General features: G+C 63.1%; 16 protein-coding genes. 4 read left to right on the forward strand and 12 right to left on the reverse strand.

Annotated features, from left to right (window positions below; translation table 11 throughout):
* Nucleotides 1-34 precede the first annotated feature (34 nt).
* From iscU to NCS03_RS08845, 6 genes are all read right to left on the reverse strand, one after another.
* On the reverse strand, nt 35-463 hold the full coding sequence (gene iscU / locus NCS03_RS08820) for a Fe-S cluster assembly scaffold IscU (protein WP_008349206.1): 429 nt from the start codon (nt 461-463) through the stop codon (nt 35-37).
* Nucleotides 464-511: 48 nt separating this feature from the next.
* The gene (locus NCS03_RS08825) at nt 512-1,735 is read right to left on the reverse strand and encodes an IscS subfamily cysteine desulfurase (protein WP_008349205.1); all 1,224 of its coding nucleotides are present in this window, start codon (nt 1,733-1,735) and stop codon (nt 512-514) included.
* Nucleotides 1,736-1,817: 82 nt separating this feature from the next.
* Nucleotides 1,818-2,345, reverse strand: a complete 528-nt coding sequence (gene iscR, locus NCS03_RS08830) for a Fe-S cluster assembly transcriptional regulator IscR (RefSeq protein ID WP_008349204.1) — start codon at nt 2,343-2,345, stop codon at nt 1,818-1,820.
* A 130-nt stretch (nt 2,346-2,475) separates the two neighbouring features.
* Complete coding sequence (locus NCS03_RS08835) at nt 2,476-2,958, reverse strand: low molecular weight protein-tyrosine-phosphatase (protein ID WP_008349203.1); 483 nt, start codon at nt 2,956-2,958, stop codon at nt 2,476-2,478.
* 121 nt (nt 2,959-3,079) lie between these two features.
* A complete protein-coding gene (locus NCS03_RS08840) occupies nt 3,080-4,300 on the reverse strand; it encodes a DUF3734 domain-containing protein (RefSeq protein WP_250529064.1) in 1,221 nt (406 codons plus the stop codon).
* Between the two features lie 14 nt (nt 4,301-4,314).
* Nucleotides 4,315-5,109, reverse strand: coding sequence for a 3-hydroxybutyrate dehydrogenase (locus tag NCS03_RS08845; RefSeq protein WP_250439913.1), 795 nt, complete (start codon nt 5,107-5,109; stop codon nt 4,315-4,317).
* A 289-nt stretch (nt 5,110-5,398) separates the two neighbouring features.
* On the opposite strand from NCS03_RS08845, the gene NCS03_RS08850 reads away from it, so the two are divergent.
* The gene (locus NCS03_RS08850; RefSeq protein ID WP_008349200.1) at nt 5,399-6,244 is read left to right on the forward strand and encodes a 23S rRNA (adenine(2030)-N(6))-methyltransferase RlmJ; all 846 of its coding nucleotides are present in this window, start codon (nt 5,399-5,401) and stop codon (nt 6,242-6,244) included.
* A gap of 14 nt (nt 6,245-6,258) precedes the next feature.
* Here NCS03_RS08850 and NCS03_RS08855 read toward each other — a convergent pair whose 3' ends face one another.
* Nucleotides 6,259-6,630: a hypothetical protein gene (locus NCS03_RS08855; RefSeq protein WP_008349199.1), complete on the reverse strand. Its 372-nt coding sequence runs from the start codon at nt 6,628-6,630 to the stop codon at nt 6,259-6,261.
* A gap of 113 nt (nt 6,631-6,743) precedes the next feature.
* On the opposite strand from NCS03_RS08855, the gene copM reads away from it, so the two are divergent.
* Nucleotides 6,744-7,142 (forward strand): CopM family metallochaperone, encoded by a 399-nt coding sequence (copM, locus tag NCS03_RS08860; protein ID WP_250529065.1) that lies wholly within the window; start codon nt 6,744-6,746, stop codon nt 7,140-7,142.
* A 96-nt stretch (nt 7,143-7,238) separates the two neighbouring features.
* On the opposite strand, the gene NCS03_RS08865 is transcribed toward copM, so the two are convergent.
* Nucleotides 7,239-7,385 (reverse strand): DUF3563 family protein, encoded by a 147-nt coding sequence (locus tag NCS03_RS08865; protein ID WP_008349196.1) that lies wholly within the window; start codon nt 7,383-7,385, stop codon nt 7,239-7,241.
* A 234-nt stretch (nt 7,386-7,619) separates the two neighbouring features.
* Nucleotides 7,620-8,006 (reverse strand): Cu(I)-responsive transcriptional regulator, encoded by a 387-nt coding sequence (gene cueR, locus NCS03_RS08870; RefSeq protein WP_008349194.1) that lies wholly within the window; start codon nt 8,004-8,006, stop codon nt 7,620-7,622.
* Nucleotides 8,007-8,103: 97 nt separating this feature from the next.
* Here cueR and NCS03_RS08875 point away from each other — a divergent pair, with 97 nt between their 5' ends.
* The gene (locus tag NCS03_RS08875) at nt 8,104-8,310 is read left to right on the forward strand and encodes a heavy-metal-associated domain-containing protein (RefSeq protein ID WP_008349193.1); all 207 of its coding nucleotides are present in this window, start codon (nt 8,104-8,106) and stop codon (nt 8,308-8,310) included.
* The gene (locus tag NCS03_RS08880; protein WP_250529066.1) at nt 8,307-9,245 is read left to right on the forward strand and encodes a dTDP-4-dehydrorhamnose reductase family protein; all 939 of its coding nucleotides are present in this window, start codon (nt 8,307-8,309) and stop codon (nt 9,243-9,245) included. The genes NCS03_RS08875 and NCS03_RS08880 overlap by 4 nt, the downstream gene beginning before the upstream one ends.
* On the opposite strand, the gene NCS03_RS08885 is transcribed toward NCS03_RS08880, so the two are convergent.
* The 3 genes from NCS03_RS08885 to imuA are packed head-to-tail and all read right to left on the reverse strand — an operon-like array spanning nt 9,239 to nt 15,065.
* Complete coding sequence (locus tag NCS03_RS08885) at nt 9,239-12,691, reverse strand: error-prone DNA polymerase (protein ID WP_008349191.1); 3,453 nt, start codon at nt 12,689-12,691, stop codon at nt 9,239-9,241. The two genes, NCS03_RS08880 and NCS03_RS08885, sit on opposite strands and share 7 nt — an antisense overlap.
* Before the next feature lie 6 nt (nt 12,692-12,697).
* Entirely contained in the window at nt 12,698-14,257 is a 1,560-nt protein-coding gene (locus tag NCS03_RS08890) for a Y-family DNA polymerase (protein WP_502801516.1), read from the reverse strand.
* A complete protein-coding gene (imuA, locus tag NCS03_RS08895) occupies nt 14,202-15,065 on the reverse strand; it encodes a translesion DNA synthesis-associated protein ImuA (RefSeq protein WP_008349189.1) in 864 nt (287 codons plus the stop codon). Before imuA ends, NCS03_RS08890 begins: the two co-directional genes overlap by 56 nt.
* Nucleotides 15,066-15,376: the final 311 nt, after the last annotated feature.

Raw genomic sequence — 15,376 nt, forward strand, 5'->3', positions numbered from 1 at the left:
TTCGGGGCGCCGCCCCGGACGCCCGTCGTCACAATTACGCCGCTGCCTGCTTCGATTCAGCCGCTGCCGCTTCCGGCGCCGCGACGCCATGACGCTGCTTGTAGTCCGCAACCGCCGCCTTGATCGCGTCTTCCGCGAGGATCGAGCAGTGGATCTTCACCGGCGGCAGCGCCAGTTCTTCGGCGATCTGCGTGTTCTTGATGGTGAGCGCCTGATCCAGCGTCTTGCCCTTCACCCATTCGGTGACGAGCGAGCTCGATGCGATCGCCGAGCCGCAGCCGTAGGTCTTGAACTTCGCGTCCTCGATCACGCCATCCGCGCCCACGCGGATCTGCAGCTTCATCACGTCGCCGCACGCCGGCGCGCCGACCATGCCGGTGCCGACGGTGTCGTCGTCCTTCGAAAACGAGCCGACGTTACGCGGGTTTTCGTAGTGGTCCAGAACCTTGTCGCTATAAGCCATGATTCAAACTCTCCTAATATTCGGTGTCGCGTGGCGCTCAGTGGTCGCTTAGTGCGCAGCCCACTGGATGGTCGAGATGTCGATGCCGTCCTTGTGCATTTCCCAGAGCGGCGACAGATCGCGCAGTTTCGCGATCTTGTTCTTCAGCAGGTTGATCACATAGTCGACGTCCTGCTCGGTGGTGAAGCGGCCGACCGTGAAGCGGATCGAGCTGTGCGCGAGTTCGTCGTTACGGCCGAGCGCGCGCAGCACATAAGAGGGCTCGAGCGACGCCGACGTGCACGCCGAACCCGACGACACCGCGACGTCCTTCACCGCCATGATCAGCGATTCGCCTTCGACGAAGTTGAAGCTGATGTTGAGGTTGTGCGGCACGCGGCGTTCCATGTCGCCGTTGACGTACACCTCTTCGATGTCCTGCAGCCCCTTCAGCAGACGGTCGCGCAGCATGCGGATGCGCTCGTTCTCCGTCGCCATTTCCTCCCGCGCGATGCGGAACGCTTCGCCCATGCCGACGATCTGATGCGTCGCGAGCGTGCCCGAACGCATGCCGCGCTCGTGACCGCCGCCGTGCATCTGCGCTTCGATGCGCACGCGCGGCTTGCGACGCACATACAGCGCGCCGATGCCCTTCGGACCGTACGTCTTGTGAGCCGAAAACGACATCAGATCGACCTTCAGCTTTTGCAGATCGATTTCGATCTTGCCGGTGGCCTGCGCCGCATCGACGTGGAAAATGATGCCCTTCTCGCGCGTGATCTCGCCGATCGCCTCGATGTCCTGAATCACGCCGATTTCGTTGTTCACGCTCATCACGGAGACGAGGATCGTGTCCGGACGGATCGCCGCCTTGAACTTTTCCAGATCGATGAGACCGTCGTCCTTCACGTCGAGATACGTGACTTCGTAGCCTTCGCGCTCCAGCTCACGCGTGGTGTCGAGCACGGCCTTGTGCTCGGTCTTCACGGTGATGATGTGCTTGCCCTTGCTCTTGTAGAAGTGCGCCGCGCCCTTGATGGCGAGGTTGTCCGATTCCGTCGCACCCGACGTCCAGATGATCTCGCGCGGATCGCAATTCACGAGCGCCGCGACGTTCTCGCGCGCTTCCTCGACCGCACGCTCCGCATCCCAGCCGTACTGGTGGCTGCGCGAGGCCGGATTGCCGAACTGCTCGCGAAGATACGGAATCATCTTGTCCACCACGCGCGGATCGACGGGGGTCGTCGCGCTGTAGTCCATGTAAATGGGCAGGTGGGGAATATCGTTGTTCATCAGTCGCTCCGGGAAAATCGGTCAAAGCTCTTGGCTGGGACGCTTTCGTCTGCGCGCGCGGCTCGCGCCGGCGCGGTTTATGTCATCCGGCCAGATTGAAAATGGAATTCGGCCCCTTGGGCACGACACGCGCGGCCTCGACGCCAGCCGATTCCGCGCGCCGGTCGCGCAGCACCGCCGACGAACCTTCGCGCGCACGCTGCTGGTCGACCAGATCCTTCAACGAGACGGAATCGAGATACTCGACCATCTTCTGGTTCAGTGTCGCCCAGAGCTCGTGCGTCATGCAGTGGCCGTCGTGCTGCTTCGTGCCTTCGCACGTGCCCTTGCCGCCGCACTGCGTGGCGTCGATCGGCTCGTCGACCGCGATGATGATGTCGGCAACCGTGACGTTCTCCGCGCGGCGCGCGAGGTTGTAGCCGCCGCCCGGTCCGCGAACCGATTCGACGATCTCATGCCGCCGCAGCTTGCCGAAGAGCTGTTCGAGGTAGGAAAGCGAGATGCGCTGGCGCTGACTGATGCCTGCCAGCGTCACCGGGCCCTGCTCCTGGCGCAGCGCCAGGTCGATCATCGCCGTGACGGCGAAACGGCCTTTCGTGGTGAGTCTCATAATTGGGGGCTAACGCTAATACTCGATGGTTTTCGTCAAGTATAAATAGCCCACGTTTTTAGTCAAGTATCCGGGGCGAGATAAGTAGTCTTTTAACGCGTTTTTTCGGATCGCGCGGCCGCGCCGCCGCTCAGGCAGTCAACTGAGCGCGCAAGGCTTTCAGCAAGCCTTCACATGCGTCCTCGCATTGGTCGAGCACTTTTTCGAAGCCCTCTTCGCCACCGAAATACGGATCGACCACCACGCGGCTGTCGTCGCGCGTCGCGAACTCCATCAGCAGGCGAATCTTGTCGCGGTGCTCGGACGGGCAGACTTCCGCCAAGGCGGCGGCGTTGGCGTCGTCCATGACGATGAACAGATCGAAGCGCGCGAAATCGGCCGCGGCGACCTGACGGCCGCGCAACTTCGACAGATCGTAGCCGCGCTTCTTCGCTGCCTTTTGCGCGCGTTCGTCCGGTGGCTCGCCGATGTGCCAGTCGCCGGTGCCCGCCGAATCGATCACGATGCGCTCAGCCAGTTTCGCGCGCTCGACGAGGTCGCGCATCACCGCTTCCGCGCTGGGCGAGCGGCAGATATTGCCGAGACAGACGAAGCAGACCGCGATCGAGTTCATCTAAAGCCGGGAAAAGTCGTGATGTCCGGCGTCGATAGAAACAGCACCGGAATGCGTCCCGAATTATACAAAGGGGCACAAATTCTCGCCCACACGGCTCATTCCATCTTGCGCAACGCTTTCATCGCTCGTCCCGATGGATGTCGTGCGTGATGAAGCGCGACTCGCCGTTGGGCATGTCGAGCCAGTCACGATGCGCAAGCGTTCGGCGCATATGGGAGAGACCGCTTTCCCAGTGTTCGCGCATCGTCGAAAAGCCGAACTGGTAGTCCTTGAAATGCCCCTCGTACTCTTTTTGCCGGTATATCAGGTGGATGATGTTGTAACGCTTCGAACATGCCAGTTCGGCGGCGAGCCTGCACCATTCGTCGCTCTCGCGGACGTCTTCGGGCACGAGATCGAGAACGTGCTGCAACACGTTACGGTAGCGCTGCGCGCGCTGCATCTGATCCGTGACGAGACGCGTGCGGCTCGAATACTGCACGTCCTTCACGCGCCCCATCACGTCGACGATGCTGTCGGGCACCGGCCCGCGCGCGCTCCACAGATCGACCTGGAAGGCGAGCGTGTCGCGGCGCGGCGTCGCCTGCGCGATTTCGTAGAGCGGCGTGTTCGACATGAGACCGCCGTCCCAATAGAACTGGCCGTCGATCTCGACTGCGGCGAAGCCCGGCGGCAAGGCGCCCGAGGCAATGAAATGCTCGGCGCGCAAGCGGATCTGCGTGTTGTCGAAATACGCGAAGTTGCCGGTCGCGACGTTCACCGCGCCTACCGACACGCGCGTTTCGCCGGAATTGATGCGGTCGAAATCGCAAAGCCGCTCGAGCGTGGCCTTGAGCGGCGTGGTGTCGTAATAGCTCGCGGTCTGCGGCGAGCTCGACGCGATCGGCGACGGCGGCGGAAAGCGCGGGATGAAAAATCCCTTCTGCCCTTCGACGATCGCACCGAAAGCCTGCATCGCGGTGAACGCCTTGCGAATTTCGTCGGCGGAATCGAATAGCGCGCGCTCGAGGAACGCGGGCAACGGGAAACCGAACGCAGGCCGGCAGATCGTCTGCCAGAATTCAAGCAGACGCGTCACGCGATGCTCGGGCGCGTTGCCCGCGATGATCGCCGTGTTGAGCGCGCCGATCGAGATGCCGGCGATCCAGTTCGGATGGATGTCCGCCTCGTGCAACCCTTGATAGACGCCCGCCTGATAGGCGCCGAGCGCGCCCCCGCCCTGGAGCATGAGCGCGATCGTCTCGTAGGGCGGCAGGTGCACGCGGGTTTGCTGCCCGGCGGACGCCCGAGTCCGCGCGCTTTCCCGTCCTATGACTTCTTCGTTCTCGATTTCCGACATCCCGCGCGTTCTCCTTATTGCATGAACCAGCCGTGACTCACGACGAACGATTGCCCCGTCAGCGCCGCCGTTTCGAACGCGGAAAGGAAGAGCACGGTCTGAGCGACGTCCTCGACGGTCGTGAATACGCCATCGACCGTGCCACCGAGCATCACGCGCCTGACGACTTCTTCCTCGCTGATTTTCAACTCCTTGGCCTGCTCGGGAATTTGCTTGTCGACGAGCGGCGTACGCACGAAGCCCGGACAGACGACGTGCGAGCGCACGTTGTGCTTCGCGCCTTCCTTCGCCAGCACGCGCGCGAGGCCGAGCAGTCCGTGTTTCGCGGTCACATAGGCGGACTTCAGCGGCGACGCCTCGTGCGAATGCACCGAACCCATATAGATCACTACCCCGCCGCGATCGTCCTTGTACATATGCTTGAGCGCGGCTTTGGTGGTGAGAAACGCGCCGTCGACGTGGATCGCCATCATCTTCTTCCAGTCGGCGTACGCGTAGTTTTCGATGGGATTGACGATCTGAATGCCCGCGTTCGACACGAGGATGTCCACAGAGCCCAGTTCCGCAGCGACGCGATCGATGCCCTGATTGACGGCGTCTTCGTTCGTCACGTCCATCGCGATGCCGATAGCCTTGCCGCCCTTGCCGCGGATCTCTTCGGCGACCGCGTCCGCGCCCGCCTGATTCAGATCGGCGATGGCGACCGCCGCGCCCGCGCCGGCGAGCGTGAACGCGATAGCCTTGCCGATACCGCTCGCCGCGCCCGTCACGATCGCGGTCTTGCCGTCGAGCTTACCGTTTGATGACATGCGAACCTCCTATCCAGTGGGAAGACATCGGGTGTATGACAACATCCGTCGGCACGGCTATCAAGCTGGCCGTTCGGCATAGGAAAAGTCGGGCGAAACTCAGAACGCTTAGGCCATTCGGCCGACTGTTCATGAAAGTCCGGGAGCGGTTATTGTGCATGAAGGACGCAATGCGCCGCAGCACGCGCTGGGCGTCGTGAGTCATGCAGCGCACGGGGTCGGCTAGAATAGGCGCCCTTCCGCCGCACCTTTTCATTTTGCTTCTCGCGCCCGACGCGGGCCTCCTGTCATGCTCAGTTACCGTCACGCCTTTCATGCGGGCAACCACGCCGATGTGCTGAAACACGCGATCGTCATTCAGATGCTTCGCTATCTCGGCCAGAAGGACAAATCGTATTGGTATGTCGACACGCACGCCGGCGCCGGAGTGTATTCGCTCACCGAAGGCTTCGCGACGAAGAACGCCGAGTTCGAGACGGGCATCGGCAAGCTTTGGGATCGCGGCGACCTGCCGGCGCTGCTCGCCGACTATGTCGACGAAGTGAAGGCATTGAATCCCGATGGCGGTCTGCGTTTCTATCCCGGCTCGCCCTATCTGGCCTGGCGCACGATGCGCGAGCAGGATCGCATGCGGCTTTTCGAGTTGCACAGCACGGAAATCGACGTGCTGCGCCACAATTTCCGCGATGCCGGCCGGCGCGCGATGATCTACGAAGGCGACGGCTTCGACGGCATCAAGGCGATTCTTCCGCCGCCGCCGAGGCGTGCGCTCGTGCTGATCGATCCGTCGTACGAGGACAAGCGCGACTACGCCCGCACGATTACGTGCCTCGAAGAAAGTATCAAGCGCTTCTCGACCGGAACGTATGCGGTCTGGTACCCGATCGTCACGCGCCAGGAGTCGCAGCGTTTCGCCGATCAGCTGAAGGCCATCCAGCCGAACGGCTGGCTGCATGCGGCCCTCACGGTGAGGAAACCGCCGACGGACGGCTTCGGGTTGTTCGGCAGCGGCATGTTCGTAATCAACCCGCCCTACACGCTGGCGAAGGAACTGAAGGAATCACTGCCCTACCTCGTCGACGCGCTCGGCGAGGACGGCAACGCTTCGTTCAAGCTTGAACATCGCGCCGACTGAGCACGGTTTCGCGGTCAGGGATGAGGCGCGCGCGGAGTTCTGGGGCGCACGCCGCCGCCAGGCTGAACGGGCACCGTGTTCTGTCCGCTTGAATATTCGACGTATGGTGAAACGACGATGGGCGGTTGAGCCTCCTGCGGGATGCCGGGCAATGTCGCCATCGGCACCATGCCCGGGCCGCCGAGCGGGCCGCTCTGGAGCACCGTGCCGCTCACGCCGCTGTGGATACCGGTTTGCGTATCGAGTACGAGCGGTTCGCCGCCCGGCTTGGCGAGCGCCGGTTGCGAGCCGGGCAAGACTGCGGCGAGCGCGATGCAAACCTGCGTGACTTTCGTGATTCGATGGCGGAACCCGATATTCGTCGTGTCATTGATATGGCCTGGCATCGCGCGCTCTTTTGTGTAGACGAAACCGCTTTACCTTACCCCGGTGGCAAGCTTTAGGCTAGGTGGTTCCACACATAAGCAGCCTTGCAACCGCCCCTTCCACAGGAGATACGATGAAATCAACAAGAATCGCACTTGCCATCTTCACCATCCTCTGCAGCGCAAGCGTGAATGCCCAGACCGCCGCGCCGGCGAGCGATGCAATGCCAGGCATGAACATGGAACAGCACGCGCCGAAGCCGACGGACGTCTCGTCCACCGCCGCGTTCCAGGCCGCCGATCAGAAAATGATGTCGGGCATGTCGAGCATCGAGTACACGGGGGACGCCGACCGGGATTTCGTCGCGCACATGATTCCGCATCATCAGGGCGCGGTGGAAATGGCGAAGGTCGAACTGAAGTACGGCAAGGACGCCAAGCTGCGCAAGCTGGCGAAGGACATCATCGCCGCGCAGAACAAGGAAATCGCATTCATGAAACAGTGGCTGGAGCAGCATCCGCACAAGCAGTAAAACGCTCCGCCCACGTGACGAGCAAAAAGCAAAAGCCCCGCAATCGCGGGGCTTTTGCTTTCACATCGGGCGTGTTCGACGCCAGGAACGAAACGCTTAAGCGTTGTAGCCGTTCGTTTCCAGCGAGCGGATGCGCTGTTCAAGCTGGACGATGTCCGTCGATTGCGCAAGATAGGCTTCGCGGCGGCGCTGCTCGGCGGCTTCAAACCAGATGCTCAGTTTTTCGATGAGGAATGCAAACATGGTGTTCTCCAAGGTCTTCGAAAGATCCCTGGCGGTTCGGGTCAGGGATTACCCGCGTTAGGGAATACCCGGATTATAGGGGAGAACGTCCGTGCCGGGGTAGTGAAATGCTTGAATAGTGTGCATTCGGATTCGGAATGGTGCAGGCTGCATTCTTGCTTAATCCACTGATTTCTCGTATGAATTCGCTCATTGCCAACAATCTGGTCGTTGCACACGCACCATTTTCGTGCATTACTGCGCCAGCTTGTCCAATATCGGGCAATCCGGCCGCGCGTCGCCGTGACAATGATTAGCCAGATGCGACAGCGTGTCGCGCATCTCGGTTAATTCGGCGATCCGCCGGTCAAGTTCCGCAACGTGTTCCAGCGCAATCGACTTCACCTCCGCGCTCGCCCGCGACCGGTCCTGCCACAAGGCGAGCAGCTTGCGGATATCGTCGACGAGAAAGCCGAGCCGGCGTGCCTGCCGCACAAAACGCAGCGCGTGGACCTCGTGATCGCCATACACGCGATATCCCGATGACGTCCGTCCGACCGGATTGAGCAATCCGACGCTCTCGTAGTAGCGGATCATTTTCGCGGTCACGCCCGAGGCGCGGGCCGCTTCGCCGATATTCATCGTCTGCTCCTGAAAAATGTCATTCCGACTCTACACCTTCCCATGATGGCAAGGTATACGATGTCGTTGATCCGGACTTTTTCAAGGGGAAACAGCAATGACCGAATTCGAAGTTCAGGGCATGAGTTGCCAGCACTGCGTCGCCGCTGTGACGCGCTCGATTCAGGAAATCGATCCGCAAGCGCAAGTTCGCGTCGATCTGGAGCGAGGCAAGGTCGCCGTCGAATCCGCAAAATCGAACGATGCGCTCAAGGAAGCCATCGACGAGGCCGGCTATACGGTCGTCGGCGTCGCTTCGGCATGAGGCAAAACGAGCGCTTTACCGTTGCGCTGATCGGGGCGTCGGGGTTGCTGGGCCGGGCGGTTGCCACGGAACTGGCGAGCGCGCCCAGCACGCAGACGTGGCGCGTCGTGCATACGGCTCACCGGCGCGCCGACGCCGCGAGCGTGAAGCTCGACCTGCTCGACCATGACGCGGTACGCGCGTTCGTGCGCGATCTCGCGCCGGATGCGATCGTGGTCGCGGCAGCGGAGCGGCGTCCGGACATCTGCGAAAACGATCCGGCGCTCGCGCGCGCGTTGAATGTCGAGGCGTTGAGCGTGATCGCCACCGAAGCGCGCGCGCTCGGCACATGGGTATTGTCGATTTCGACCGACTACGTCTTCGACGGCGCGTCGCCGCCCTATTTGCCCGACGACGCGCCCGCGCCGCTCAACGCCTACGGCCAGAGCAAGCTCGACGGCGAACGCGCGCTGCTCGCGAGCGATCCGATGTCCTGCGTGCTGCGTCTGCCGCTGCTTTACGGGCCGTTCACCGACTGGAGCGAATCTGCGGTGACGAGCCTCACGCCCGCGATCGTGAAATCGTCCGAGGCTGCCGGCGCGCCCGCCTCGATGGACGCCTGGGCGACGCGTTATCCGACATACACGCCCGATGTCGCCGTGGTGATTCGCGGCATGCTCGAACATCACGCGAAAGGCGCGACGATCTCCGGGATCACGCAATGGTCCGGCGACGAGCCGATGACGAAGTTCGATATCGCCGAACGCATCGCGCGAGCACTGAAAGTGGACGCGAAGCTCGTTGCGCAGCGCACGCCCGCGGACGCGACGCCGCGCCCGCGCGACTGTCATCTCGATTCCGGCCGGCTGGAAGCGCTGGGCATCGGCCGGCGCACGCCGTTCGACATCGCGATCGGCAGACTGCTCGCGAAGTATCCGGACGTCTCATCTCAGTGAAAATCGCGGCTCGGCGCGGCCAGGCGGCCGAGCAAAGCACTATGGTCTTCGAGCCGCTGCGCCACCAGATGGCGCACCTCGCCTTCCATTTGCCAGACGCCGTGCACGCCGAGCAGCGACGCGCCTAGCAGCACCTTGCGCTGTTTCTCGACGAGCCCCGGCCAGACGATCACGTTGATTGCGCCCGTTTCGTCCTCGATCGATACGAAAATCGTGCCGTTGGCCGTGCCCGGCCGCTGCCGCACCGTCACGATGCCGCACGCCCGCACGAAGCGCCCGTTTCTGATATCCGCGAGTTCGGCCGCGGTCTTGAAGCGCATACGCGCGAGCTTCGCGCGCAAAAGCGCGAGCGGATGCCGATTGAGCGTGAGCCCGAGACTCGCGTAATCGTCGACGATTTCGCGACCTTCCGATGCTTCCGGCAGCAGCAGCGGCGCCTCGCTCATCGGCGCGTCGCGCAGCAATTCCGGCGCGCGCTGCTGTGCGGTGACCGCCCACCACGCCTGACGCCGGTGTCCTGCAATGCTCGCGAGCGCATTGCCCGCCGCGAGCGCTTCGAGTTCGCGGCGCGACAACGCGGCACGGCGCGTGAGATCGTCGACATCGATGAACGGCGCTTCTGCGCGCGCGGCCATGATCCGCTCGGCCGCCGCTTGCGGCAGACCTTTGATCAGTTGCAGGCCGATCCGCACGCCTGGCCCTTTCGCGCCGTATTGCCGTCCATCCAGCTCGACGCGCTTTCTGAGCCTGCGCGCCGCTCGCTGCACGGTCTTCCGGAACACGCGATCCGACTCTGCCGCGCCGTAAAACTGTTGACGCCGCCGCTCCTTGCCGGCATCGAACCCGATGCGCTCGCCATCGCCGGCGCGCGCTTCCAGCACCGACTCCCAATCGCTCAGCGAAACATCGGGCGCGAACACCGGCACGCCGTGACGCCGCGCGTCCTGCACGAGTTGCGACGGCGAATAAAAGCCGAGCGGCTGGCTGTTCAGCAGGCCGGCCAGAAACGCCGCGGGCTCGTAACGCTTGATCCACGCGCTGAAATAGACGAGCAGCGCGAAGCTCGCCGAGTGACTCTCAGGAAAGCCGTATTCGCCGAAACCCTCGATCTGCTTGCACACGCGCGCGGCGAAATCGTGCTCGTAGCCGCGCGCGAGCATCTTCTGCATGAGATCGGCTTGATACTTTTCCAGATGACTGCCGCGGCGCCACGCGGCCATCGCGCGGCGCAACTGATCGGCCTGTTCCGCCGTGTAGCCCGCCGCGACCATCGCGAGCTTCATCACCTGCTCCTGAAAGATCGGCACGCCGAGCGTGCGGCCGAGCACCGGCCGCAGTTCCTCTTTCGGATAATCCTCCTCTTCCAGGCCCTGCTTGCGGCGCAAATACGGATGCACCATGCCGCCCTGGATCGGGCCGGGCCGCACGATCGCCACTTCGATGACGAGGTCGTAATACTTCTGAGGCCGCAAGCGCGGCAGCATGCTCTGCTGCGCACGCGATTCGATCTGAAACACGCCGATGGTGTCCGCGCGGCAGCACATTTCGTAGACGGCCTTGTCCTCGCGACGAATATGCGACAGCCCGAAGCCCGGCACGCCGCGCCGCAGCGCGACGAATTCGAGCGCGCGCCGGATCGCCGAAAGCATGCCGAGCGCGAGCACGTCGACTTTCAGGAGCTTCAGCTGATCGATGTCGTCCTTGTCCCATTGAATCACGCAGCGGTCCTTCATCGCGGCGTTTTCGATCGGCACGAGCCGCGACAGACGTTCCCGCGCGATCACGAAGCCACCGACATGCTGCGACAAATGCCGCGGAAAGCCGCGCAACTCGCGCGTGAGCCGGATCAGATGCTTCGTGACGTGCGAATCGTCGCTGAAGCCGGCTTCCCGGAGATAACCCGCCACCGCCGACGGCCCGTCCCACCATTGCTGCGATTTGCCGATGCGCTCGATCAGCGATGCATCGAGCCCGAGCGCCTTGCCGACATCCTTCAGCGCGCTGCGCGTGTGATACGTGATGAGCGACGCCGCCAGCGACGCGCGATGCCGCCCGTACTTCTGATAGATGTACTGGATGACTTCCTCGCGCCGCTGATGCTCGAAATCGACATCGATGTCGGGCGGCTCGTTGCGCGCTTGCGAGATGAAGCGCTCGATCAGGAGACCCATCCGCACCGGATCGAGCTCGGTGATGAAGAGGCAATAACAAATGATCGAATTCGCCGCCGAGCCGCGTCCCTGACACAAAATCCCTTTGCTGCGCGCGAACGCGACGATGTCGTAGACCGTCAGGAAGTACTTCTCGTATTCCAGCTTCGCGACGAGCGCCAGTTCCTTGTCGATGAGACCGATCGTCTCGGCGTCCATGCCGTTCGGCCAGCGCTGCAGCGCGCCCGCCATCACCCGCTTGCGCAGATAGCTCGCGGGCGTCTCGCCGGGCGGCACCAGTTCCTCGGGATATTCGTACTTGAGTTCGTCGAGCGAGAAGGTGCAGCGCGCGGCCACCTTCAACGTTTCCCGGATCGCCTCTTTCGGATAAAGCGCGCCGATGCGCAACCGCGTGCGCAGATGCCGCTCCGCGTTCGCTTCGAGCGCATAGCCGCATTCGGCGAGCGGCCGGTTCAGGCGAATCGCGGTGAGCGTGTCCTGCAAGGGCTTGCGCGAGCGCGCGTGCATCAGCGCACCGCTTGCCGCGATGAGCGGCAATCCGCTCGCCTGCGCGATCACGCGGCACGAAGCGAGACGCTCGTCGTCGCTGCCGTCCTGCCAGAGCTCCAGCGCGAGCCACGCGCGGCCCGCGGCGAAACCGGCCAGCCAGTGCGCGCGATCGAGCGTATCGGCGAGCGTCGCTGCGCGCTGCGGCACGAGAATCAGCAGGCAATCGGGCAAGTGCTTCAGATGCGCGATATCGCCGCGCAAGTCCGATGTATCGGATGAAGCGGCGGGATCGGTGAAGTCTTCCGGACCGATCCGATAGCTGCCCTTCGGCGAACGCGCGCGCGCGTGCGAAATCAGCTCGGACAGGTTGCCGTAGCCCGCCCGATTTGTCGCGAGCGCGATAAGCGTGCAGAACGGCTCGCCATCGGCGTCCGTGAGATGCAGTTCGCTGCCGATGATCAGCTTCAGATCCTGGCTCTTGGGCGGCGGCTCGCCGGCAAGCCGCGCGGCTTCGGCGTCGGCTTGCGCCTTCGCCTCGATGTCCTTGATCGCGGCATGCGCGCGCACGACGCCCGCGAGCGAGCATTCATCCGTAATCGCGAGCGCGGTGTAGCCGTGTTCGAGCGCGGCCGCCGCCAGTTCCTGCGGATGCGATGCGCCGCGCAGAAACGAAAAGTTACTCAGGCAATGCAGTTCGGCATAACCGGGCAACAACGCCGACGCCGACATCGAGCCGGGAAACGCGTTGTCTCCATCCAGACCGATGATGTCGTTCAGATCATCCATCGCGCATCATCCGAAAAAACCGTGCAGGAACCAGTCGCCCGTAAGACGTTCGCGATAGAGCCAGAACATGCGCCCGCGATCGTCGGCGGCGACGTAGTAATCGCGCTGGACGCCGTTGCCGTCCCACCATCCCGCCTCGATACGCTCGGTCCGGCTGATCAGCTTCAACGGACGCCGATAGAACGGCCGCTCGTTGCGCAGCATCAGCTTTTGCGGCGTTTCGAGTATCCACGACGGACGCGGCTGCTGAGGCACGGCGAGATCGGGAAGTTCGAGCGGTTCGTCTGACTCCGTTTGCACTTCGGGTTCTGTTTCTGCCCTTGCCGTTTGCGTCTTCGGCGACTTTTTTCCGCGCTTGGATTTCGTTTCGCTTGCGGGCTTATAAGGTTCGACGGTCATCGCCGCCTCGGGCCGATGATCGTCGCGCGCGACCAGTTGCACCACGTTCTCCGCGCCCAGCCGCGCGCTCAGGCGTTCGAGCAGTTGCGCCATCGATTCGCTGTCGGAACCAGGCATCGGAAACAAGGTGTCGGGCGGCGGCGCATACTCGCTGACCTTGTCGGCCAGGAGTTTCATCTCGATGACGGGCGCGGCGAGCGTCGTCTGATTCAGCTTCTCGCGCAAGAGCCACAGGATGTGGTCGGCGTCGCGCGTCGGCACGGCCCACGCCACCTTGAATGTCGACGTTTTCGGCGTGTGACGGGCGGCCAGTTCGTGTTCGAGCAAGAGCGAAAATTCGCTGACCGCCGCATGATGCGCAGAGAGCCAGCCGGCGAGTTGCAGCACGAGCCGGCGCGCGGCGAACAGCAGCGCCTCGGCGCTTTCCACGCGCGCCTGCAATTCGAGCCGCGCTTCGAACGACGCCGGCGCACAAAATGCCTCGCGCGGGTCGGGCGCCTGTCCGTACGCTTGCGCGAGCCATTGCAGAACGCCTTGCCCGAAGCGGCGCGCGACGCCCTTGCGCGGCAGACGACGCAAATCGGCGAGCGTCGCGCAACCGATCTGCTCGAACACGTTGCCGTGCGAATGCGCCGATGGGATGAGCGATACGGGCAACTCATCGAGTACGTGCACGAGCGTCGTCTCTTTCACGATGCGTACGCGCCGCGCGACCCGGCGCGTGCGCGCGTGCGCCAGCAGCCACGCGCCCCACGCTGTCGGCGCGCAGCCCATGCGGGACGTGAAGCCACATCCTTTAACCGTCGATGTCACTCTGGACAGCAACGCGCGCAATCCGCCGAAGAGCCGCATGCTGGCGCCGACTTCGAGCAGTACCGTATTCGCATGCGCGAGCACGACTTTGGGCGTGAACGCGAGCAGCGCCAGCGCAACGGCTTCGAGCGCGTTCTGCTCCTCGCGAATGTCGACGGCAAGCAGCGTCAGTTGGGGCGCGAGCGCGAACGCATGCGAGCGCGTGCTGCCGGGCCGCACGCCGAGCCGAAACGCGACGAGATCGGGCATCAGGACGCGCGCGTGATCGGCTAGCGCGAAGCATGACTGATCGATATTGTCATTCGCCGTCGAGCTCGCTCCAGGCGATGTCGAGTTCGCCGGCGCTGAGGGCATCGAAGGCGGCCTGACGGCTTCGAGCGATAAAAGCGGCAATGTCACCGCTATCCACAACATGTTTGACCTCTCGTGCTTTCCTTGCCTGATGCGCCCGACGAATATGTTCGGGCAGCGCAGGCATCTGCAGCGGCAAGTTCAACTGCAAGGGCTTGCCGAGCAATGGGCCGCGCCGCTTGATGATGTCGATTTCGAGCATGACGGCCTGCATCCATTCGCGACGGTTCATCGTCTGCGCGTTGGCGGGAAGTATCGGCTTGCAGACCATGCGCAGCGGCGCAGCGGAGGATTGCTTCGCCGCTTTGAGCGGGCGGAACAGAAATGCCAGCGACTGCGCTTCCTGAGCCGCCACCTGCAGTCTTCGCAAGGCTTTGGCATCGACTTGTGGTAGCCAGATCAGCACTGCGCCGATGCCTTCCTGCTTCAACGACTGCTCCGCGGCCCAGAGCACCTGATCCTCGGCCGCTTTGACCCAGACCAGCTTGTTCACCGCGATGTTCATCGTCCGAAGCGCGGCCAGATTGGGCTTCCACGGTGGCGCGACGAAGATGACGGAGCGGCCTTTGCTTGCTGTCAGTTCGCGGATCGAGTGCGCGAGCAGTCTGATTTCGCCTACGCCACTCTCTTCGATCAGCAACTCGGTGACTGAGCCGGGCATCCAGCCTGCGCCGGGCAAGGCCAAGTCGAGCGCTCGAAAGCCGCTCGAGATGATGTTCGAATCGGGATCGTTGACCGGACTGCCCTGCCAGACCTGACGCTGCAGATGCGATGTCAGCCCGATGTCGAGCAATGAAAGTGCTGCACCCATGAGTTTTCCCCGTCCGACGCGAATACAGGGGCCTGCTCATGGCGCAAGCGCTCGGTGGGCCTCCGGTTTACTGTATATTTATACAGTATTTTTGCGGGCGAGGGTAAACAGCTGGCGGATAGAAGGATGCGCCGATGGGGCGCGAGGCAAGTCGCAGCGCGGGTTATCCGGATTCACGGTTGCCGCGCTTCAAACACAAAAACCCCACCTTTTTGGGGTGGGGTTTTTGTTTGAAGCATGAGGAGCCTGACGATTACCTACTTTCACACGGGTATCCGCACTATCATCGGCGTGGAGTCGTTTCACGGTCC

The sequence above is a fragment of the Caballeronia sp. ATUFL_F1_KS4A genome, from assembly GCF_023630905.1.
In the GTDB taxonomy this organism is placed as follows: domain Bacteria; phylum Pseudomonadota; class Gammaproteobacteria; order Burkholderiales; family Burkholderiaceae; genus Caballeronia; species Caballeronia zhejiangensis.